This is a genomic window from Flavobacterium adhaerens, from assembly GCF_040045115.1.
GTDB lineage: Bacteria > Bacteroidota > Bacteroidia > Flavobacteriales > Flavobacteriaceae > Flavobacterium > Flavobacterium adhaerens.
In genome coordinates this window covers 320,867-343,532 of record NZ_JBDLZX010000004.1, presented here as the reverse complement: position 1 = coordinate 343,532, position 22,666 = coordinate 320,867, and the positions used below count along the sequence as shown (strand labels likewise).

General features: G+C 34.5%; 15 protein-coding genes. 14 read left to right on the top strand and 1 reads right to left on the bottom strand.

Going from position 1 to position 22,666, the window contains the following annotated elements:
- The first annotated feature begins 80 nt into the window (after window positions 1–80).
- The 10 genes from ABEB18_RS07770 (at window position 81) to ABEB18_RS07725 (ending at window position 13,163) form a co-directional block, all read left to right on the top strand.
- On the top strand, window positions 81–2,000 hold the full coding sequence (locus ABEB18_RS07770) for a DUF294 nucleotidyltransferase-like domain-containing protein (protein ID WP_348798657.1): 1,920 nt from the start codon (window positions 81–83) through the stop codon (window positions 1,998–2,000).
- The gene (locus ABEB18_RS07765; RefSeq protein WP_348798656.1) at window positions 2,000–2,671 is read left to right on the top strand and encodes a 3'-5' exonuclease; all 672 of its coding nucleotides are present in this window, start codon (window positions 2,000–2,002) and stop codon (window positions 2,669–2,671) included. Before ABEB18_RS07770 ends, ABEB18_RS07765 begins: the two co-directional genes overlap by 1 nt.
- A 226-nt stretch (window positions 2,672–2,897) precedes the next feature.
- A complete protein-coding gene (locus tag ABEB18_RS07760) occupies window positions 2,898–4,337 on the top strand; it encodes an MFS transporter (protein ID WP_348798655.1) in 1,440 nt (479 codons plus the stop codon).
- A 31-nt stretch (window positions 4,338–4,368) separates the two neighbouring features.
- Window positions 4,369–5,691 carry an MFS transporter gene (locus ABEB18_RS07755; protein ID WP_348798654.1) on the top strand — a complete coding sequence of 441 codons (1,323 nt, stop codon included), beginning with the start codon at window positions 4,369–4,371 and terminating at the stop codon, window positions 5,689–5,691.
- 91 nt (window positions 5,692–5,782) lie between these two features.
- Window positions 5,783–6,622, top strand: coding sequence for a 5-dehydro-4-deoxy-D-glucuronate isomerase (gene kduI / locus ABEB18_RS07750; protein ID WP_348798653.1), 840 nt, complete (start codon window positions 5,783–5,785; stop codon window positions 6,620–6,622).
- A 4-nt stretch (window positions 6,623–6,626) separates the two neighbouring features.
- Window positions 6,627–7,418 carry a gluconate 5-dehydrogenase gene (locus ABEB18_RS07745; RefSeq protein WP_348798652.1) on the top strand — a complete coding sequence of 264 codons (792 nt, stop codon included), beginning with the start codon at window positions 6,627–6,629 and terminating at the stop codon, window positions 7,416–7,418.
- Window positions 7,419–7,437: 19 nt separating this feature from the next.
- On the top strand, window positions 7,438–8,841 hold the full coding sequence (uxaC, locus tag ABEB18_RS07740; protein WP_348798651.1) for a glucuronate isomerase: 1,404 nt from the start codon (window positions 7,438–7,440) through the stop codon (window positions 8,839–8,841).
- 261 nt (window positions 8,842–9,102) lie between these two features.
- Complete coding sequence (locus ABEB18_RS07735) at window positions 9,103–10,551, top strand: tagaturonate reductase (protein WP_348798650.1); 1,449 nt, start codon at window positions 9,103–9,105, stop codon at window positions 10,549–10,551.
- A 20-nt stretch (window positions 10,552–10,571) separates the two neighbouring features.
- Window positions 10,572–12,185 carry a UxaA family hydrolase gene (locus ABEB18_RS07730; protein ID WP_348798649.1) on the top strand — a complete coding sequence of 538 codons (1,614 nt, stop codon included), beginning with the start codon at window positions 10,572–10,574 and terminating at the stop codon, window positions 12,183–12,185.
- Window positions 12,186–12,314: 129 nt separating this feature from the next.
- Window positions 12,315–13,163: a DUF4861 family protein gene (locus ABEB18_RS07725; RefSeq protein WP_348798648.1), complete on the top strand. Its 849-nt coding sequence runs from the start codon at window positions 12,315–12,317 to the stop codon at window positions 13,161–13,163.
- 70 nt (window positions 13,164–13,233) lie between these two features.
- Here the strand turns inward: ABEB18_RS07725 and ABEB18_RS07720 are convergent, their stop codons facing one another.
- Complete coding sequence (locus ABEB18_RS07720) at window positions 13,234–14,259, bottom strand: LacI family DNA-binding transcriptional regulator (RefSeq protein WP_348798647.1); 1,026 nt, start codon at window positions 14,257–14,259, stop codon at window positions 13,234–13,236.
- Window positions 14,260–14,553: 294 nt separating this feature from the next.
- Between ABEB18_RS07720 and ABEB18_RS07715 the strand changes: the two genes are divergently transcribed.
- The 4 genes from ABEB18_RS07715 to ABEB18_RS07700 are packed head-to-tail and all read left to right on the top strand — an operon-like array spanning window position 14,554 to window position 22,632.
- Complete coding sequence (locus tag ABEB18_RS07715) at window positions 14,554–16,002, top strand: glycoside hydrolase family 28 protein (protein ID WP_348798646.1); 1,449 nt, start codon at window positions 14,554–14,556, stop codon at window positions 16,000–16,002.
- Window positions 16,003–16,046: 44 nt separating this feature from the next.
- Entirely contained in the window at window positions 16,047–19,256 is a 3,210-nt protein-coding gene (locus ABEB18_RS07710; RefSeq protein ID WP_348798644.1) for a SusC/RagA family TonB-linked outer membrane protein, read from the top strand.
- 18 nt (window positions 19,257–19,274) lie between these two features.
- Entirely contained in the window at window positions 19,275–21,050 is a 1,776-nt protein-coding gene (locus ABEB18_RS07705) for a RagB/SusD family nutrient uptake outer membrane protein (protein ID WP_348798642.1), read from the top strand.
- Window positions 21,051–21,084: 34 nt separating this feature from the next.
- On the top strand, window positions 21,085–22,632 hold the full coding sequence (locus ABEB18_RS07700; protein ID WP_348798641.1) for a DUF5123 domain-containing protein: 1,548 nt from the start codon (window positions 21,085–21,087) through the stop codon (window positions 22,630–22,632).
- Window positions 22,633–22,666 lie beyond the last annotated feature (34 nt).

The window sequence follows — 22,666 nt, the reverse complement described above, 5'->3', positions numbered from 1 at the left end:
AAAACAAAAAGCACAGTTCCTGAAAACAACTATGCTTTTTTTACGTATTATATTTGTTTGAACAACCCTATTTTCGCCATATGAAAAATACCATATCACATAGAGTCGCAGATTTCCTTAAGAGCTTCCCTCCTTTTACATTTTTAAATCAAAAAGACATCGAACTTCTTTCGGAACAAATATCGATTGTTTATAAAGAAAAAGACAGTGTGATTTTTGCCGAAAATGAAGACACACACAACTCTTTTTACGTAGTACACAAAGGAGCAATTGCACTTAGAAAAAGTCCAAAGAACAATATTATAGACATGTGTGACGAAGGAGACATCTTCGGGTTACGCCCCCTTATCACAAATGAAAATTACAAAATGGAAGCCCGTGCCTATGAAGAAAGCATTATCTACGCAATTCCTATAGACCTCTTTAGACCCTATGCATTAGAGAACAAAGCCGTGGGTAATTTCTTGATTCAAAGCTTTGCAGCCAATACGCTCAATCCGTATTCGAAAACCCACACCAAAAAATTACATGGCGAAACTTTGGCTGGTGATCTTCTGGATAATGACCCTCAAATATTAGACGTTCAGCCTGTAAAATATTCTAAAAAAATAGTTACTTGTTCGTCGGCAACACCTGCCAAAACCATTGCACAAACAATGACCAAAAAAAATGTGGGTGCCATACTTGTAGTAGAAGATAAACTTCCTATCGGGATTATAACCGATAAGGATTTACGAGATAAAATTGTTACAGGCGAATTCCCAATCACAGCATCTGCATCAGTAATTATGACCAGCCCAGTTATAACCTACCCCAATAAACTAACTACTACACAAGCGCAAATGGCTATGATGAAGAGCAATATTAGTCATATTTGTTTGACCAAAGACGGCACTCCTAATACCAAAGCGGTTGGTATTTTGTCCAAACATGATGTAATGGTTTCACTAGGAAACAACCCTGCAGTGTTGATAAAGGCTGTAAAAAGAGCCAAAAAATTCAAAGAAATAAAACCTATACGAACCAGTATTATGCAATTATTGCAAAGTTATCTGGATCAGAATATCCCGATGACATTGACATCAAAAATCATAACCGAATTGAATGATGTTTGCATCCAACAGGTAATCGCTATTTCATTGAAAAAAATGGAAACACCTCCGCCAGTAAAATTTGCTTGGTTGGCAATGGGAAGTCAAGGCAGAAGCGAACAATTGCTACAAACCGATCAAGATAATGCATTGGTATATGAAGACGTTGCCGAGGAAATGAAAGAAAAAACCAAAAAATATTTCTTGACCCTAGCCACTCATGTCAACAAAGGATTGTTTGAAATAGGATACGATTATTGTCCAGCCGAAATGATGGCTTCTAACCCAAAATGGTGTCTGAGTCTGAGCGAATGGAAAAATCTAGTTCACCATTGGATTACCAATACCGGAAAAGACGAAGTGCTTTTGTCCTTTATCTTTTTTGATTATAGTCTTTCCTATGGCGATAGCGAATTAGCAAACAAATTATCAGATTTTATCTTAGAAGACATAAAGGCAAATCCTGTATTTTATCTTCATTTGGTTAGTGGCGCATTGCAAAGTCCCTCTCCTACAGGTTTTTTTAGACAATTTTTATTGGAACAAGACGGTGCAAACAAAGATTTTTTTGATATCAAAAACAGAGCCTTGATGCCGTTAAGTGATGCTGCCAGAGTATTAATTTTATCTCATTCTGTAAAATCAATTAGTAATACTCCTGAGCGTTTTGAAAAATTAGCCGAATTAGAACCACAAAACAGAGAGTTGTACTTATCATGTGCTTACGCCTACAAAGCACTGTTGAAATTTAGAACCAAACAAGGGCTTTTACATAATGATTCCGGTCAATATATTGCGCTAGGTGATCTAACCAAACTAGAAAAAATAAAACTAAAAAGCACTTTCAAAACGATAAAAGAGTTGCAAGGAATAATTTCTATTCGTTTTAATCCTTCAAATATATTGTAATGGAGAACTTTTTTAAAAAATCGAAAGCAGAATTATTGGACCTCCTTGGTCTCTCCAAAAAAGAAATTGACGAATCTTTACTATGTCCTGTCGAGCATAATCGTTTTGTCGTTTTGGATACGGAGACAACTGGTTTTGATTATGACAATGATCGTATCCTATGCATAGGAGCCATTACTTTGCTAAACGGTGTCATTTCGATTCCAGAAGGATTTGAAATGTACATCAGTCAAGAACATTTTGATAAAAATAGTGTTCAAATTCATGGTATTTTAAAAGATTTGGTTATGAATAAACCCTCTGAATTAGAGGTTTTGCAAAAGTTTGTCGCCTATCTTGGTGACTCCATTATTATTGCGCACCATACCTTATTTGACATCACGATGATCAATAGAGCATTAGAACGCAACGGACTTCCAATATTGACAAACAAAACACTAGACACTGCTTTTTTATACAAAAAAACACTTATCAAGTCTAACTTATTAGTTTATAAAGATCATTACACACTTGATGATCTAGCGGCAAAATTTGATATTTCTCAAAAAGACCGCCATACTGCTATGGGAGATGCTTACATCACCGCAATCGCTTTTCTTAAAATCGTCAAAAAATTAAAAGAGAAAAAAAGAAAGGGCGAATTTCTTCTGAAAGATTTATTTTACTTCTAAAATACAAAGTTTTTAATTTTTGGTGTAATTAATTAACTTTCCTTCTCAAGACAACCGATTGTTTAAGGACAAATAATACTCTCGTCTCAAAAAAACAAGCAAAATATTATTGTATTAAAAAAAAACTAGTTAATAAATTGTATATATAAAAATAAAAACTATTTTTGTGTAATCGATTACATAAATTCAACAGCTCAAATCTATATTAAATTTTAAAAACATTTAAATGAATAATCAAAACACAGGTAAATACAGATGGACAATTTGTGCCATGTTATTTTTTGCAACTACCATTAATTATTTAGATAGACAAGTACTTTCTTTAACTTGGAGTGATTTTATCGCACCAGAATTTCATTGGACAAACAACGATTACGGAAATATTACTGCTTTATTCTCCATCTTTTATGCTGTGTCGCTATTGTTTGCTGGTAAATTTGTTGACTGGATGGACACCAAAAAAGGATTCCTTTGGGCTATTGGAATTTGGTCTTTGGGAGCTTGTTTACATGCCTTTTGTGGTATCGCCACTTCCGGAATCATAACCGGAAACTGGATGGTTGGATTTGAAGGCTCTAAAGAAATCATCGCAACTGTAAAAGATACAGGAACTGTTATTTCTGTTAGTGTGACCTTATTTATTTTTGCGCGTTTTATTTTGGCTGTTGGAGAGGCTGGAAACTTCCCTGCAGCAATTAAAACCACTGCCGAATATTTCCCTAAAAAAGACAGAGCCTTTGCTACTAGCATATTCAATGCTGGAGCTACAGTGGGTGCATTGGCTGCACCAATAACTATCCCGTTTATCGCTAAATCATTTGGATGGGAAATGGCCTTCATTATCATCGGTGCATTAGGTTTTGTTTGGATGGGATTTTGGATTTTTATCTATGATAAACCTGAAAAACACCCTAAAGTTACTCCAGAAGAATTAGCCTATATACAACAAGACAATCTTATAGATAGTAAAATTGAAGGCTATACACCAGAAACAAATACCAAAGTAGTACTTATAGATTGCTTTAAATACAAACAAACTTGGGCATTTGCTTTCGGAAAATTCATGACCGATGGCGTTTGGTGGTTCTTTTTATTCTGGACACCAGCGTATTTAAGTTCTGTTTACAAAATGGATTCTACTGAAGCAGCTTTCCCTTTATTTGTTTTATATATGATTACGTTACTTTCTATCATTGGCGGTTGGTTACCAACTTACTATGTAGAAAAGAAAGGAATGAATCCGTATGAAGGTCGTATGAAATCAATGCTGATTTTTGCTTTCTTCCCATTATTAGCTTTAGTAGCACAACCATTAGGATACATCTCATACTGGCTTCCTGTAATCATCATTGGTATTGCTGGAGCAGCACACCAAGCTTGGTCTGCAAATATTTTTACCACTGTTGGTGATATGTTCCCTAAAAAAGCAATCGCAACCATTACTGGTATTGGCGGATTAGCAGGCGGCATTGGATCAACAGTAATCAACAAAGGATCTGGAATGTTATTTGATTACAGCAGTCAAAGCGAAATGGTCTTTATGGGATTCAAAGGGATTGAAGCTGGTTATTTTATCATCTTTTCAATCTGTGCCGTGTGTTACCTAATTGGTTGGATCGTAATGAAAACATTAGTACCTAAATACAGCCCAATAACTGATTTATAAAAACATCAGTAACCAAAACCAAACCTAATTTATGAATCAAGCGAATACATCTATAGGAAGATACCGATGGACCATTTGTAGTCTATTATTTTTTGCAACCACTGTAAACTATTTAGATCGCAACGTAATCAGCTACTTAAGACCCTATTTGGCCGAAGCTTTTAACTGGACTCCAGAACAAGAGGTCATTGATTATTCGAATATCGAAGTAGCCTTTAAAATAGCTTATGCATTCGGGATGCTAATTGCAGGTGGAATTATTGATAAATTAGGAACCAAAATTGGGTATGCATTAGCAACAGGATTATGGAGTTTGGCCGCTGTTGCCCATGCCATCGCTACTGGAACAGGAGGTTTTATTATTGCCCGCATCTTTTTGGGAGTTACTGAGGCCGGAAATTTCCCAGCTGCTATAAAAGCTACTTCCGAATGGTTTCCGCAAAAAGAAAGAGCATTAGCAACTGGTATTTTTAATTCAGGAAGTAACATTGGTGCAATTATCGTACCTTTGACAGTACCTCAAATAGCCGAACATTTTGGTTGGCAATGGGCATTTATTTTAACAGGTGTCATTGGTTTTATCTGGCTAATTCTATGGTTTATTTTGTATGAAGTTCCAGAAAAACAAAAAAGGCTTTCAACTGCGGAATTAGAATATATAAACGCTGATCAATCACAAAAAATTGAAGAAAATACAGAAGACCAAAACAAAGTTACATGGCTAAAATTACTATCGTTTAAACAAACTTGGGCCTTTGCAATCGGTAAGTTACTAACAGATCCTATTTGGTGGTTCTATTTATTTTGGTTACCCGATTTTTTAATGAAAGAATACAAATTATCTGCAACCGAGATTATCTGGCCAAGTGCATTGGTTTATACGATTGCTAGCTTTGGTAGTATCGGAGGAGGATGGCTTCCGTTAAAATTAATGAACAATAATTGGTCTGCTTATAAAGCAAGAAAAACAAGTATGCTACTATATGCATTTGCGGTGGTTCCTGTAATTTTTGCTCAATATTTAGGAAAAATGAATATTTGGTTAGCCATTTTGGTTATTGGTTTAGCAACAGCTGCACACCAAGCTTGGAGCGCTAATATTTTTACGACTGTATCAGATATGTTTCCTAAAAAAGCAACAGCATCAGTTACGGGACTTGGAGGAATGTTCGGAGCTCTTGGAGGGATATTATTAACCTTACTGGTACAAAAAAACATGTTTGTTTATTATACTAAAATAGGAAAAATAGAAACTGGTTATTTTATTATGTTTTGTATTTGCGGGTTTTCTTACTTACTAGCTTGGCTTATTATGCACATTTTAGTTCCTAAGATGAAAAAAGTTGAATTATAACATTCCGAATTGATAAAACTTTGACAACAGTTATTGCTTTTTAAATTAAAAAATATATTTTTGTGCAATCGATTACACTAAAATTTAAATTATGACAAAATACAGTTCCAGATACGCGTCTCACCCAGAAGCTGTCAAAAAATATGATACTCAACAATTAAGAGAAGAATTCCTAATTGATAATTTAATGGAAGCAGACGAAATTGTTTTCGTTTATTCTCATTATGACAGATACATAACAGGTTCTGCTGTGCCTGTAAAAAAAGATTTAGTTTTAGAAACAATTGATCCACTTAAGGCATCTTACTTTTTGGAACGAAGAGAAATAGGAATCATCAATGTAGGAGGTAACGGTTCAATAAGTGTTGAAGGAGAAACTTTTGAATTAGGTTTTAAAGATGCCCTTTACATTGGAAGCGGAAACAAAGAAGTTATTTTTAAAAGTGATGATGCCAATAATCCGGCAAAATTTTATATCAATTCTGCACCAGCACACACCTCATACCCTACTACAAAAGTAAGTTTGGTCGAAGCTAATAAATTGCATTTAGGCACCATGGAAACTGCCAACCACCGTACCGTAAACCAAATGATTATTGGAAGTGTGGTAACTACTTGCCAATTACAAATGGGAATGACCGAACTAAAACCTGGAAGTGTTTGGAACACGATGCCTGCTCACGTGCACGACCGCCGTATGGAAGTCTATTTTTATTTTGATATTCCAGAAAACCAAGCTGTTTGTCATTTTATGGGACAACCACAAGAAACCCGACACATCTGGATGAATAACGATCAAGCTGTTATTTCTCCACCATGGTCAATACACTCAGGTTCTGGAACTAGCAACTACACTTTTATTTGGGGAATGGCTGGGGAAAACTTAGACTACGGAGATATGGATGTTTGTAAAATAACCGATTTAAGATAAGACAATGACAAACTTATTTGACATTCAAGGAAAAATTGCTTTAATCACAGGAAGCACTCACGGATTAGGTATGGCAATGGCAAAAGGATTAGGTCATGCTGGAGCCACAATTGTAGTGAATGGAAATTCGTCTCAACAAAAGATTGACGATGCTGTGAAATTACTTAAAAGCGAAGGAATCAATGCTGTGGGGTACAAATTCAATGTAACCCAAGAAAATGAAGTAATGGATGCTGTTCAAAAAATTGAAGCTGAAGTTGGCCCAATAGACATTTTGATAAATAATGCTGGTATCATCAAACGTATTCCAATGTTAGAAATGGAAGTTGCTGATTTTAGAGAAGTTGTAGATATAGATTTAGTAAGCCCTTTCATCGTCTCAAAACATGTTGCCAAAGGAATGATTTCAAGACGTCAAGGAAAAATCATCAACATTTGCTCTATGATGAGTGAATTGGGTAGAAACACTGTTTCAGCATACGCTGCCGCAAAAGGAGGACTAAAAATGTTGACCAAAAACATGGCTACAGAATGGGCTAAATACAATCTACAAATTAACGGAATTGGACCTGGTTATTTTGCTACTGAACAAACTGCTCCAATTCGTGTAGATGGTCATCCTTTTAATGATTTTATTATTAGTAGAACACCAGCAGCTAAATGGGGAGACCCTAATGATTTGGCTGGCGCAACAATATTCCTGTCTTCAAAAGCTAGTGATTTTGTAAACGGTCATATTTTGTATGTTGATGGTGGAATACTAGCAACTATCGGTAAACCTGCTAACGAAGAATAATTTTTTTAGAAAAAAAATCATGAGTACAAAATCATTCATACACGATAACTTTTTATTAGAGAATAAATTTGCAGAAGAATTGTATCACAATTATTCTAAAAATCAACCAATTATAGATTACCACAATCATCTAAATCCACAATTTATTGCCGAAGATAAAATCTTTGACAATATTACAAGCGTTTGGATAAACGGAGATCACTACAAATGGCGTGCGATGCGTACTTTGGGAATCAATGAGCAATTTATAACTGGAAATGGTTCAGATAAAGATAAATTTTTAAACTGGGCCAAAACAGTTCCTTACACCATGCGTAATCCATTATACCATTGGACGCATTTAGAATTGGCTCGTTATTTTGATATCAATGAATTATTGAATGAAAAATCAGCAGAGAGAATTTACGAAGAAGCTTCGGCCAAAGTAAATTCTGCTGCCTACAGTACTCAAAATTTACTTAAAAAAGTAAATGCCGAATTTGTTTGTACAACCGAAGATCCGATTGATAATTTGGAATTTCACCAAAAATTAGCAAAAGGCAATTTTACAACAAAAGTGAGTACAGCTTTTAGACCAGATAAAGCAATATTAATTTCTGCAGATGGTTACAACGATTACATTAACAAATTAGGAGAAGTAGCTGGAATTTCTATCAATACTTTTACAGATTTATGTACTGCATTAAGAAACAGAATTGACTATTTTGATAAAAATGGTTGCAAATTATGCGATCACGGATTGGATCAAATTTATTTTGAAAATTTCACTGAAAATCAAATCAATGTAATTTTCAAAAGAAAAAGAGAAAACCAAGTGTTGACACCTGAGGAAACACTGAAATTCCAAAGTGCCATTCTACTATTCTTATCCGAAACCTATCACGAATACGGTTGGGTACAACAATTTCACCTAGGAGCATTACGAAACAACAATGCTAGAATGCATAGAATTTTAGGTCCTGATACTGGTTGGGATTCTATAGGAGACTATCCTCAAGCTCAAAAATTATCTGCTTTCTTAAATGCTTTAGACAGCAAAGACAAACTTACCAAAACCATTATTTACAACCTAAACCCAGCCGATAACGAAGTTATGGCAACCATGATTGGAAACTTTAACGACGGAAGCGTTAAAGGAAAAGTACAATTTGGTTCTGGATGGTGGTTCTTGGATCAAAAAGATGGTATGACAAAACAATTAAATGCTCTTTCGAACATGGGCTTAATTAGTTGTTTTATAGGAATGCTAACTGATTCTAGAAGCTTCCTATCTTTCCCTAGACACGAATATTTTAGACGAATACTATGTAATCTTTTGGGAGATGAAATCCAAAGAGGCGAACTGCCAAACGACATGGAATGGATAGGCAAAATGGTTTCGGACATTAGCTACCATAATGCCAAAGAATATTTTAAATTTTAATAATCAATCTTAAAATTATCATCTAATTCGACTTTACTAAAAAACTTTTCTTTGCCGAATTTCGATAATAATAAACTTAAAGATAAAAATTGATATTTTTTTTAAATAAGCGACTTGCTTACTAGTCTTAATAGTTTAATCCCCTATCCTCATTAAAGGGTTAAGCAATTTTAAATTAGAAAAATAGTCGCTTATTATTATAGCAATTCAAAAAGTGACTCTTCATAAAAAGAGTCAATAAATAATATAGAGCAATAGAAAATGAAAAAATTAAATAGAAAAAATTTAGGATTAGAACAATTACAACCTATAAAGGTTGTTCAATTTGGAGAAGGAAATTTCTTGAGAGCTTTCGTTGATTACGCATTCCATAGATTAAATCAAGAAGTAGATTTCAATGCAGGTATTGCAATGGTACAACCATTAAAAGACGGTATGGTAAACATGATTAACGATCAAGATGGTCTTTATACCTTGTTTATGAATGGAATCAAAAAAGGTGAAAAAATTCAAGATATTCAATTAATCAATAATGTAGTAAAAGCAATAAATCCATATAGTGATTTTGCTGATTATTTAGCTTTGGCTAAAGAGCCAGAACTTCAATTTATCGTTTCTAACACTACCGAGGCTGGAATTGAATTTGTTAATACAGATACTCCCGATATGCAACCTCCTGCTTCTTTTCCAGCAAAATTGACTCTTTTATTACACGAAAGATTCAAACATTTTAATGGAGATGCAGCTAAAGGATTGGCTATTATTCCTTGTGAGTTGATCGATTACAATGCAGATACTTTAAAAAAATATATTTTACAATACTCTGATTTATGGAAATTAGAGGATTCATTCAAAACTTGGGTCTCAGAAGCTTGTACCTACCACAACACTCTGGTTGACAGAATTGTTCCTGGATATCCAAGAGCAGAAATTGAAGAATACAATAACAAATTAGACTATCAAGACAATTTAATTGTTGCTGCTGAACCATTTTTCCTTTGGGCAATCGAAGGTGGTGAAGATTTGAAACAAAAATTACCTTTCGATAAAACAGATTTGAATGTTAAGATTGTTGATGACATACGTCCTTTCAAAATGATTAAAGTTCGTATTTTGAATGGTGCACATACCGCAATGGTTCCTGTATCGCTTTTATACGGAAACAAATTAGTAATGGAAACGGTTAATGGTGACTTTACAGGGAAATTTGTAAATAAAGTAATAAGTGAAATTAGCGGTACGCTTGCCATGGACAAAAATGAAATTGAAGCGTACGCCGAAGAAGTAATGGATCGTTTCAAAAATCCATTTATCAAACATGCACTTGCTGATATTGCTTTAAATTCGATTTCAAAATTTAAAGTAAGAGTTTTACCTAGTTTATTAGGACATTATAACGCTAGCAAAAAAGTTCCAACAGCATTGACTTTTTCATTAGCTTGTTTACTACAATTCTATAAAGGAACTTGGAATAATGAGGAGTTACCTGTAAAAGACACTCCTGAATTGGTTGAAGCATTCAAAAATGCTTGGCAATTAGAAAACTTCGATTCAGTTGTAAATACAGTTTTAGCTAACACTGAATTCTGGGGTGAAGATTTAACAAAAATCGAAGGCTTATCGGAAGCTTTGATAGTTGCATTAAACGAAATAGATGCAAATGGAATTGTAAAAGGCTACGAGAATTATACAAAAATTGTCTTAGTCTAAAACTTCAAAAATTTAGGATCATGCAAAAGAAATTAATAAAAGTAAATCCGGCTGACAATCTAATCGTTGCTTTGACCGATTTGGTACAAAACGAACAAATTGCATTTGAAGGAACTACTGTTTCACCCACAACGGATGTTAGAGCCAAACATAAAATCGCAGAGAACGATTTTGCAATTGGGGATGATATCATTATGTATGGTGTCTTGGTAGGAAAAGCGGTAAAACCAATAAAAAAAGGAGAAGTAATTACAACCGAAAATGTAAAACATCAAAGTGAAGAAGTTTTTGGCAAAAACGGAAATTTAGGCTGGACACCTCCAAATGTAGATCGCTGGAAAGACAAAACTTTCAACGGATACCACCGTGCAGACGGACAAGTTGGAACCAAAAATGTTTGGTTGTTTTTTCCATTGGTTTTTTGTGAAAACAAAAATATCGAAAAACTGAAAGATATTTTCGAAAACGAATTGTTACCCAAAAAAGAAGTTGGTTATAAAAACTTATTACGCTCTCTAATTGAAGAAAAAAGCATAGAAGAAGTTGCTGAAAGATCTTCAAACGAGAATTTATTAGACAATATCGAAGTAAAATTTATCAATCATCAAGGTGGTTGTGGAGGAATTCGACAAGATTCGGAATTATTAGCAAAACTGCTAGCTGGTTATGTAAATAATCCAAATGTAGCTGGTGCAACAATTTTGAGTTTGGGTTGTCAAAACTTGCAAATTGATATTTTTCAAAAGGCTCTAAAAGAAATGAGCCCTAATTGCGATAAAGAAATTTTGATCTATGAGCAACAACAAATAGGAACCACCGATCAAATGTTTCAAATGGTGATTAAAGATTCGTATGAAGCTATTAAAAGAGCTAACAAAATTGAACGTAAACCAGCTCCTATTTCAAAACTAAGTATTGGTTTGGAATGCGGAGGATCAGATGGATTCTCCGGAATCTCTGCTAATCCTGCATTGGGAGTGGTTTCGGATATTTTTGCCGCTTTGGGAGGAAAAACCATTTTAGCAGAGTTTCCAGAATTATGTGGTGTTGAGCAAGAATTAATGAACCGCTGTGTCGATGAAGAAAAAGCAGATAAGTTTTTAACTTTGATGAAAGCTTTTGAAAAATCAGTTGTAGATGCTGGTTCAGGTTTTGATATGAACCCGTCTCCTGGAAACATCAAAGACGGATTAATCACCGATGCCATGAAATCTGCAGGAGCTGCTAAAAAAGGAGGAACTTCGCCTGTAGTAGATGTTTTAGACTACGGTGAATATATTACCAAACCAGGTTTAACTCTGCTTAATACACCCGGAAATGATGCCGAATGTACAACAGGGTTAGTAGGAGCTGGAGCAACAGTTGTTTTATTTACAACAGGTTTAGGAAACCCAATGGGAAATCCGATTGCACCTGTTGTAAAAATTTCTTCTAATACAGCATTAATTAATAGAATGTCGGATATTATCGATGTGAATGCGGGAACTGTTATTACTGGCGAAAAAACCATTACCGAAGTTGGAGCTGAAATTGTAGATTATATTATAGAATTGGCAAGCGGAAACGTAGAAACAAAAGCAGATCAGCTGAAACAAGATGTGTTTATCCCTTGGAAACGAGGCGTATCATTATAATACCAAAGTTAGTTTTTAGATTATTATTATTGTTTTAAAAAGCTGTTGGATTTACTTTCTAACAGCTTTTTTACTTCAACTAGAATTATTGACTCTTATAGTTCATTTTTAACCCCTAAAAATATAGTTATGAAAATACCATTAATTGCATCATTATTATTTTGCTGTTTTAGTTTTGGACAAAATAAAACAGATACGAGTTTGTATATGAAGTCGGATAAGATTACCTATTTAAGCGATATTGGGTCGGACACTGGCGATTTATACAAAACCATAGGACATCACGGCCCTGCCATCGAAAACGAATGGATGGCTTTACGAATATATTTTAGCGAAAAAGTAGCAATCGATGTATATTCTAAACCTAATTTAGGATTAGAACTCAAAAAAGCCAATTGGTATCCAACCCCAGAACAACAAAAAGAAGGATGGGGAGCCGATTATTATAAAGTAGCCAATACCGTTGGTCTTGGAGGAGTAAAACTTTGGGATGGCGAAAAAGTAGTTCCATTGAATCCTGTTAGCAATCGTTTAGCTCGTGTAGGCAAGACAGACACTACTTCTTGGATGGAAATGATATCAAAAGATGTTCCTTACAAAGGGGATAAAGTTGATATTCTGGTTCGTGTAACCGTTTTTTCTGGAAAAAGAGAAGCAAAAGTAGAAGCTTTTTGTTTGAGTAAACGCAAAGTACAATTTGTTACTGGTGTGAACTATTTTAAAGATTTCAAATCTGACAAAGGACCAAATTACATTGCTGTATGGGGATTACACCCTGAGGATGTAGCAGCATCACAGGTAGAAATTGGAGCCGCAATCAAGTACAATCCTAAAGATTACACCAAAAACTTTGATGATGGGACTCAATATTTATTGATTTCTAAACCTACTGAACATTTAGAAACCACAATAATTTCATCTTGTGCCATTGAAAAAGAAATCAATACCTTTGAAAAATTAGTTTCTTATCTAAAATAAAACTTTCAAACAAACCACAAAAAAACTCGCTTTAAGGCGAGTTTTTTTGTTTATATACTAACTTACTTCACTAAATATTTCTAGAAGATGATTTTCGAATATGAAGCTCGGGATTTAATACCACTTTCTTTTCAATCTTAACTTTGTCATTATTATTGATCTGTTCTAAAAAAACCTTAGCTGCCATTTTCCCCATCTCAAGAGGAGATTGATCGACCGATGAAATTGACAATTCCATAAAACGGGTAAAAGGTTCATTTCCAAAACCAAAAACACAAAACTCTTCGGGAATTTTTATACCTCTCTCTTTCAACTCCTGAATTGCCCCCAAAGCAGCGAAATCACTCGAAGAAAAAATCCCATCTGGAGGCAGTTGCAAAGCCAACAATCGATCAACAGCTTGGCGTCCCGCATCTACATTACTTTTGGTCTGAAAAACATAATCACCATTGTACTCCATTCCATGATCCGAAAGTGCTTTTTGATACCCTAAATTTCTATTGACAAAAATTTCTAAAGACTGATCACCTGTCAAATGAGCAATTCGCTTACACCCTTGATCGATAAGGTTTTTAGTTGCCAAGTACCCTCCTTCAAAATCATTAATAGTAACAGAGCTAACACCATCCATTTTTTTCTTTCTATCAAAAAAGATTAAAGGCACATTTTTATTGACTACATTTTGAATCACATGATCATTCTCTTGAGAAACATTTGAAATAGACATTAAAATTCCATCAACTTGGGCATTCAATAAAGTAGTAATATTCTCAGATTGTCTATTTTCATCCTCTTGTGTTTGGCAAATTATAACATGATATCCATTTGGATGTAACTCTTCTTCAATCCCTCTAATTACAGTAGCAAAAAAGTTACTATCAATACGAGGTACAATAACACCTACATTTTTACTCTTTCCTGAACGAAGAGATTGTGCCAACTTATTCTGTTTGTAGTTCATCTTGGTTGCCGTTTCGAGCACCAATTGACGAGTTACCTCACTGATTTTAGGATTATTATTTAAGGCTCTTGAAACTGTAGCTGCCGTAATATCTAAGGCTTTTGCAATATCGTAGATTGTTGTTTTTTGATCCATTCTAAAATTTGTGATATACAATTATTTTGGTAAAAATAAATAAAAAAATTAATTAAAAACAATCAATGTTATCGATTGCACAAAAATTCATTTTTTCGCTATTTTCAAATTAAAAGCTGTAATTAAAACTTAATAAAGTTATAAAATTTACAAAAAAACAAAGAATATGATAAAAAAAGCAATACTTTTTTTTATTAATACTTTTTTTAAATACTTTTTTTTGTTTATGTAAAAAAATATAAGTAGGTTTGTGCAATCGATTACAAATTGCTTTTTGATTTTAAAACAAACCTCATGAAACAAATTAAGGCAAACACAATTTCTAAGAACAATACAGCCCACAAAATTATATTGTTAGGTTGCCTATTTTTTATAGGATACTCAACCATTGCACAAGAAAAAAACAACTCAAAAGCGCAATGGAAAAAAATGGAATCGATTATCAAATCTGTAAAAGCTCCAACGTTTCAAAACAAAATTTATAACATCCTTCAGTACGGTGCGCAGTCCTCTCCTACTTTTGACAACACTAAAGCAATTGCCAAGGCTATCCAAGAATGCACTAAAAATGGTGGTGGAATGGTGGTAGTTCCTAAAGGAAAATACCTATCAGGACCAATTCATCTTGAGGACAATGTAAACTTTCATTTAGATAAAGATGCCGAGATACTTTTCAGTACGAATCCAAAAGACTATTACCCTTTGGTACACACCTCTTTTGAAGGCACAGAACTCATGAATTATTCTCCTTTAATATATGCGTACCAAAAAAAGAATATTGCAGTTACTGGCGAAGGAACATTAAATGGTCAAGCCAATAACGAAAACTGGTGGCCATGGTGCGGAAGCACTCAATATGGTTGGAAAAAAGGAGATCCATCTCAGGCCGACCCTCTCAATCGATTGCGCTTGGTAGAAATGGCAGAAAACAATGTTCCTGTTTCGGAGAGAATTTTTGGAGATGGCCATTATCTAAGACCCACATTTATTCAATTTTTTGATTGCAAAAATACCCTTTTGCAAAATATCACCATCATTAATGCTCCTTTTTGGGTAATTCATCCTATCAAATCAGAAAATGTGATTGTAGATGGCGTTACTATAAATAGTCACGGAACCAACAATGACGGCTGCGATCCTGAATATTCAAAAAATGTTATTATCAAAAACTGCACATTCAACACAGGTGATGATTGTATAGCCATAAAATCTGGTCGTGATGCCGACGGAAGAAGAGTAGCCTTAAAAAGCGAAAACATCATTGTACAAAACTGTATCATGTATGATGGTCATGGTGGTGTTACCATTGGAAGCGAAATATCTGGTGGAGTAAGCAATGTTTTTGTTGAAAATTGCAAAATGAGCAGCCCTAATCTTGATATTGCTATTCGCGTAAAAACCAATTCACGAAGAGGAGCTTTGATTGAGAATTTTTATGTGCGAAACATCGAAATCGGTCAAGTTAAAACAGCTGTATTAAAAGTGAATATGTTTTACAATGTACACGGCAATCAAACTGGAAATTTTATCCCTCGAATAGAAAACATTTCACTAGAAGATATAAAAGTAAAAAATGGCGGTAAGTACGGCATATTAGCCAAAGGATATAAAGAATCGACTATTAAGAACATTACGTTCAGAAATGTCGTGATAGAAAATGTTGAAAATCCTTTTTCAACAGAAAATGTAGAAAATCTCAATTTTATTAACACTCAAATCAATGGAAAAGTAATTACGAATTAAAACAAAAAAAACAAAACCAATAATTAATCATTAAATTTAAATTTATGACCAATAACCATTTTATTAAAAAAAGAGCCAAAAACTATTTTGTCTTCACTCTTTTTCTGGTATTCTTCATGAGTAACTACACATTTGCTCAGAATGTTGTACTAGGAGGAACTGTTAAAGATGCCGCAGGTTTAACCTTACCTGGGGTAAACATTATCGAAAAAGGAACAAAAAATAGCACTACATCCGATTTTGATGGAAAATATTCTATCAAGTTAACCAAGCCAGGTGCAGTCTTATCTTTTTCATTTGTAGGTTTTAAAAGCAAAGACGTTTCTACAGCTGGTAAAACAAAACTGGATGTATTATTACAAGAAGAATCTAACACACTAAACGAAGTAGTAGTTGTAGGATACGGAACAGTAAAAAAATCAGATTTAACTGGTGCGGTATCAACACTTTCTGGAACTGAGCTTAGAAAAAACCCAGTTGCAAACGTAGCCGAAGCTTTAACAGGTCGTGTTGCTGGGGTTTCTGTAACTTCTGCAGAAGGTTCTCCTGATTCTGAAATCAAAATCAGAATACGTGGTGGTGGATCATTAACTCAAGATGCTTCTCCATTGATTATTGTTGATGGATTTCCTATCAGCAGTATAAGCGATTTATCTCCATCTGATATTGAAACACAAACCATCTTGAAAGACGCCTCTGCAACTGCCATTTACGGTTCTAGAGGAGCAAATGGGGTTATACTTTATACAACTAAGAAAGGGAAAAACGGAAAAATGTCTGTTAATTTCAACATGTTCTATGGTATGAAAAAAATGGCCAATGATATTGATGTGTTACCAACAGAAGATTTTGTAAAATGGCAATACGAATATTCTTTACTAAAGAAAGATGTTAGCACCTATGAAAAATATTTTGGAGCATGGCAAGATCATGATTTATACAATGGTGTAAAAGGAGATAATTGGCAAAAACAAATTTATGGTGAACTTGGTGAAGTACAAAGCCGTGATTTAGGAATCCGTGGAGGAACAGAAAAAATCAATTACAACTTCAACTATGCTCATTATGACGAAAAAGCGATTATGATTGGTTCTAATTTTAAAAGAAACAACATCTCGTTGGCATTAAATAGTAAAGTTAGCGACAAAATTGACCTTTCATTCACTACAAGATATGCTGATACCGAAATAAACGGTGGTGGTCTTAATGACACCAAAGAAGTATCATCTGCCGATGCTCGTTTACGTCATGCTGTTGGATATGCTCCTATTCCGTTACCAGGTCTAACTACAGACAACACAGATGAAGCAGTTTCTAGTTATTTGGTAAACCCATTTGTAGCTACAGCTGATAATGACCGTCAACAATTGAGAAAAAACTTCAATATGTTAGGTAGTTTTTCTTGGAAATTAATTGACAACCTTACTTTTAAATCAGAATTTGGATTAGACAATCGTAATTACCAAGATTATCGTTTCTATGGTCGCTCTACTTACTATGTAGCTAACATTCCAAGTGGTACTAATCAAGGGATGCCTGCAATGGTAATTACAGATCAAAAGAATACTATTTTTAGAAATGCAAATACATTAACTTACGATTTCAACAAAATATTAGGCTCAGACCATCACTTAAATTTACTTGCTGGAGAAGAGATGATCAACACAGAATCAAATACCATGACCTCTACTATTCATGGATATCCAAAAGAATTTGATTTTGAAAAAGCTCAAAACCTTACTTCACAAGGAACACCACAGTCTGTAGATAATTTCTATAGCCCAGATGATAGATTATTATCATTTTTTGGACGTGCTAACTACGACTATAAAAATAAATACTTATTTACAGCAACTTTCCGTGCAGATGGTTCTAGTAAATTTACAACAGGTAACAAATGGGGTTATTTCCCTGCAGCAGCTGTAGCTTGGAAAATTTCGGAAGAAAATTTCCTTAAAGATGTTGATTGGTTAAGCTCTCTTAAAATAAGAGCAAGTTATGGTGAAGCTGGTAATAATAATATCCCAACTGGCCAAACAGATCAAACCTTTTTGTCTGGAAATTCTGCTTGGATCAATGGAAGCACAAGTCAATGGGCTCCTTCTAAAACGATGGCAAATCCAGACTTGAAATGGGAAACCACTATAACACAAAATATAGGTTTAGATTTTGACTTTTTCAGAGGTCGTATAAACGGATCTTTCGAAGTTTATAAAAACAAAACACAAGATCTATTAATATTATTCCCAGTTGCAGGTGCAGGATACAACAACCAATACCGTAATATGGGAGAAACTCAAAACACTGGTTACGAGGTTACTTTAAACTTAGCTGCAATACAAAAAGAGAATTATGGTCTTAATTTCTCTTTCAATATAGGGGTTAACAAAAACAACATTAACTCACTTGGAGTAATGGAAGATTTTTATGCTTCAACAAATTGGGCTTCTTCTATGATTACTAATGATTATGCTGTAAAAGTAGGTTCTCCGATTGGAACAATGTACGGTTACAAAAGTGATGGCCGTTACGAAGTATCAGACTTTGATTATGCCAACGGAAAATACACTCTAAAAGCTGGTATTGCTGACGCAACAGGTATTGTAGGAACTGTACAACCAGGTTATATGAAATTGAAAGATCTTGATGGAGATGGCAAAGTAGATGCAAAAGACCAAACCGTAATTGGAGATTCAAATCCTAAAAATACTGGAGGTTTTATCATCAATGCAAATGCTTACGGGTTTGACTTATCGGCTGCTTTCAACTGGAGTTATGGTAATGATATCTATAATGCCAACAAAGTGGAGTTCACTACATCTAATCCAAATGGACAATATAGAAACTTAACAACTCAAATGGCTGACGGACAAAGATGGACAAATCTTGATGTCGCTAGCGGACAGTTGGTAACAGATCCTACAGAATTAGCAGCTTTAAATGCTAATACAACAATGTGGTCTCCTTATATGAAACAATTTGTTTTTAGTGACTGGGCTGTTGAAGATGGGTCATTCCTTAGACTAAACACCCTTACATTGGGCTATACAACTCCAGAATTCTTTAATTCGAAATTAGGAATTAATAAATTGAGATTTTACGGTACGGTATCTAACGTATTTGTTTGGACAGATTATTCAGGTCCAGATCCAGAGGTTAATACCAGAAGAGCAACCCCTCTTACACCAGGAGTTGACTATTCAGCATACCCACGTAGCAGACAATTTATTTTTGGTTTAAACCTTAGTCTCTAATTAAAAAACTATCACAAAATGAAACATACAATAATTATAGCAGGAATAGTTTTAGCTAGTCTTTTTACATCCTGTCAAGAAGATTACCTAGATACACCCCAACAGTCAACATTAGATGCTTCTGTAATTTTTTCTTCTGCAAGACTAGCTGAAGGAGCTGTGAATGGTATCAAAATACCTTTTGGAGAGACCAATTCGTACCGAGGACGTTTTCTTCCGTATTATGGTTTAAATACAGACCTTGAATGGAATAATGCATCGACTAGTGCAGGAGATACCGCAGATTTGCAAAATTACGGTGTTACCGCTACAAATACTACAATGAACACTGCAGATAATGCATGGTCTCAAATGTATTCTGGTATAGAACGTGCCAATCTTTGTATAGAAGGATTACGTTTATATGGTAACCCACAACCTGGCAGTGACTTAGGATATTTACTTGGTGAAGCTTTAACACTTCGCGCCATTTATTATGCTGATTTAGTAAGAGCTTGGGGAGATGTTCCTTTTCGTTTTGAACCCGTTACAAATGCTACAATTTATTTAGCAAAATCTAGTCGAGATGAAATTTACAAACAACTTCTAAAAGATTTAGATGAAGCAGCAACATTGGTGCCTTGGCCTAATGAAACTACAGCTACGAATAGTGTTGAGAGAATAAACAAAGCATTCGTGAAATCATTCCGTGCCCGTTTAGCAATGGCCGCTAGCGGATTTCAACAATATCCTGACGGTATCCGCAGAAGTAATGATCCAGCTCTTTCAGTTGCTAAAATGTACCGTTTGGCATTAGACGAATGTCGTGAAGTTATTGCAAGTGGTAAAGCTCGTTTAGAACCAACTTTTGAAGGATTTTGGAAAAAATACAACCAAGAAGTTACAACTGCTGGTGGAGAATCACTTTGGGAAATCCCTTTTGGTGATGGTAGAGGTAGAATGTTATTCTCATTTGCAGTTCGTCATAGTAGTATTGATCAATTTACTGGTCAAGCAAGAGGTGGAATTGCTGGTCCTCTTCCATTTGTATTCTATGATTACAACGAAAAAGATACTCGTAGAGATGTTACTTGTGTTCCTTACAAATGGGGTACAGCTGTAGATAATGTAGCCAAACAAGAATTGGGAGCATTAGACACTTGGTATTTTGGGAAATACCGTTACGAATGGATGAAGCGTCGTGTTACTTCAACAAATGATGATGGTGTTAACAAAATCTACATGCGTTACGCCGAAGTACTTTTGATTGCTGCCGAAGCTGCCAATGAATTAGAAGGTGTTGCCGCTGCAAAACCATATTTACAAGAAATTCGTAACAGAGCATTTGCTGCTGCTGACCAAACTGAAAATGTTACCAACTATTTAGCCAACATCAATACCAAAGCAGCAATGTTTACAGCACTAGTAGAGGAAAACAAGTATGAATTTACTGGAGAGATGGAACGTAAACAAGCGCTTATCCGTTGGAATTTACTTAAAGCCAACTTAGATATCGCTAAAGCTAAAATGACAGATTTAGCAGCTCGCACTGGCGACTATACTGATGTCCCTAACACTTTATATTTCAAATACGAAGCTGATAATGTAACTCTTGACATTTACGGATTAAACCGTGGAGAAACTACAAATCCTGGAGGTGATTACAAATCGTTTGAATGGAAGAAATTAGAAGTAGAAAAAATTAATTCTCTTTATAAAGAAGGAGCTAACCCAGACGAAAGACAATTTTGGCCAATATGGCAAGTGTTTATTGACGGAAGTAATGGACTCTTAAAAAATGATTACGGTTATTAAAAATCTTAGGAAAAATTAATTATAAATTAGATTTATGAAAATAAAATATATAATAAAAGGATTAGTAGCCATACTTGTACTATCATTAGCTATTACAAGCTGTGAGAGTTATAATGAAGAGCTATTAAACGGAATAGGAAACACAAGAGAATTTTCTCCGATCGACCTAAAAGCCAATGTACGAAACAGAACGTCGGTTGAGCTAAATTGGACTACAAATGAAAACGTAGATCATTATGTAATAGAATTTAGTGCCGATGATACTGAATTTACCACAATAGCAAAAACTGTAAAAGTTACAGCATCTGAACTGCCTGTACTGGTAGCATTAGAACCTGAAATCCTTTATTCGATAAGAGTAAAGGCTGTAACTACTGGTTTAGAAGATTCTAAATGGTCTATAACAAGTGCCAATACATTATCAGAGCAACTTTTCTTACCTACAGTTGATGGTGACATTCAAGGTACACAAGCTATACTTAGATGGACCCCTAACAGTGCCGTAACTGAAATTGTTATTACTCCTGGTGATATCAAACACACTATAACTGCTACTGAAAAATCAAGCGGAATTGCAACAATTACTGGTTTGACGGGTGAGACAACTTATACTGCTGATTTATTTAACGGCACAAAAAGGAGAGGTTCACAAATATTTACAACTGGACTTGACATTGGAGATGGAGTTCTAATAACAACAAGTGATGATTTGATTCAGGTAATTGCAGACGCTGCCGATGGTGCTACTCTTGTTTTAGAACCAGGTGATTATACAGCTCAAATTGGAAACTTAACTATATCAAAATCATTAACAATTAGAGGTCTAAGAAGTTATGATAAACCAAAATTAAATTTTACTTTCTCTCTTGTTGAAGGTGTAACTAATTTTAGTTTAATAGATTTAGATTTAACTAGTACAAAAATAGATGGAAATACTACAGAATTATCAGGGGCATTAATCACAACTAAAGCGGGTGATATCAGCTATGGGGATATCTCGATAAATGGTTGTAATGTACATGATTTTGCAGCAGGACCAATATTTTATGCTAATGTTAAAAAAGCTAAAATAAAATCATTAACAATAGACAATAGTAACTTTAGAAAAGTTACTACTGGAACTGATTTAATTGATTTCAGAGAAAGTGTTGTTAGTGATTTAATTATCAAAAATTCAACATTCGATTCTTGTACTTCACGTGATTTTATTCGTGAAGACAACAAAGATTTATCTGGAACTGGCTTAACATCAAATATTTTAATTGAAAATAGTACTTTTTACAAAATAACTGCCAACAGAATTTTATATGTTCGTTTTGCAACAAATGTTATAACGGTTCGTAATACATTATTCGCTGAAACAACTGCAGTTTACACAAACCAAACTACAACTTCAGCACCAACATTTTCTAAAAACAATTATTTCAATGCAACAGGTCTTCAAGACGCATCAGCAACTAACAATACACCTGATGCAAGTGGTTCTAAATTAGATCCACAGTTTAAAGATGCTGCCAATGGAGATTTAACAATTCAAAATCAAACACTAATTGATGAGAAAATTGGTGATCTAACAAAATAATGACTATAGAGGTTTGCAAACGCAAGCCTCTATT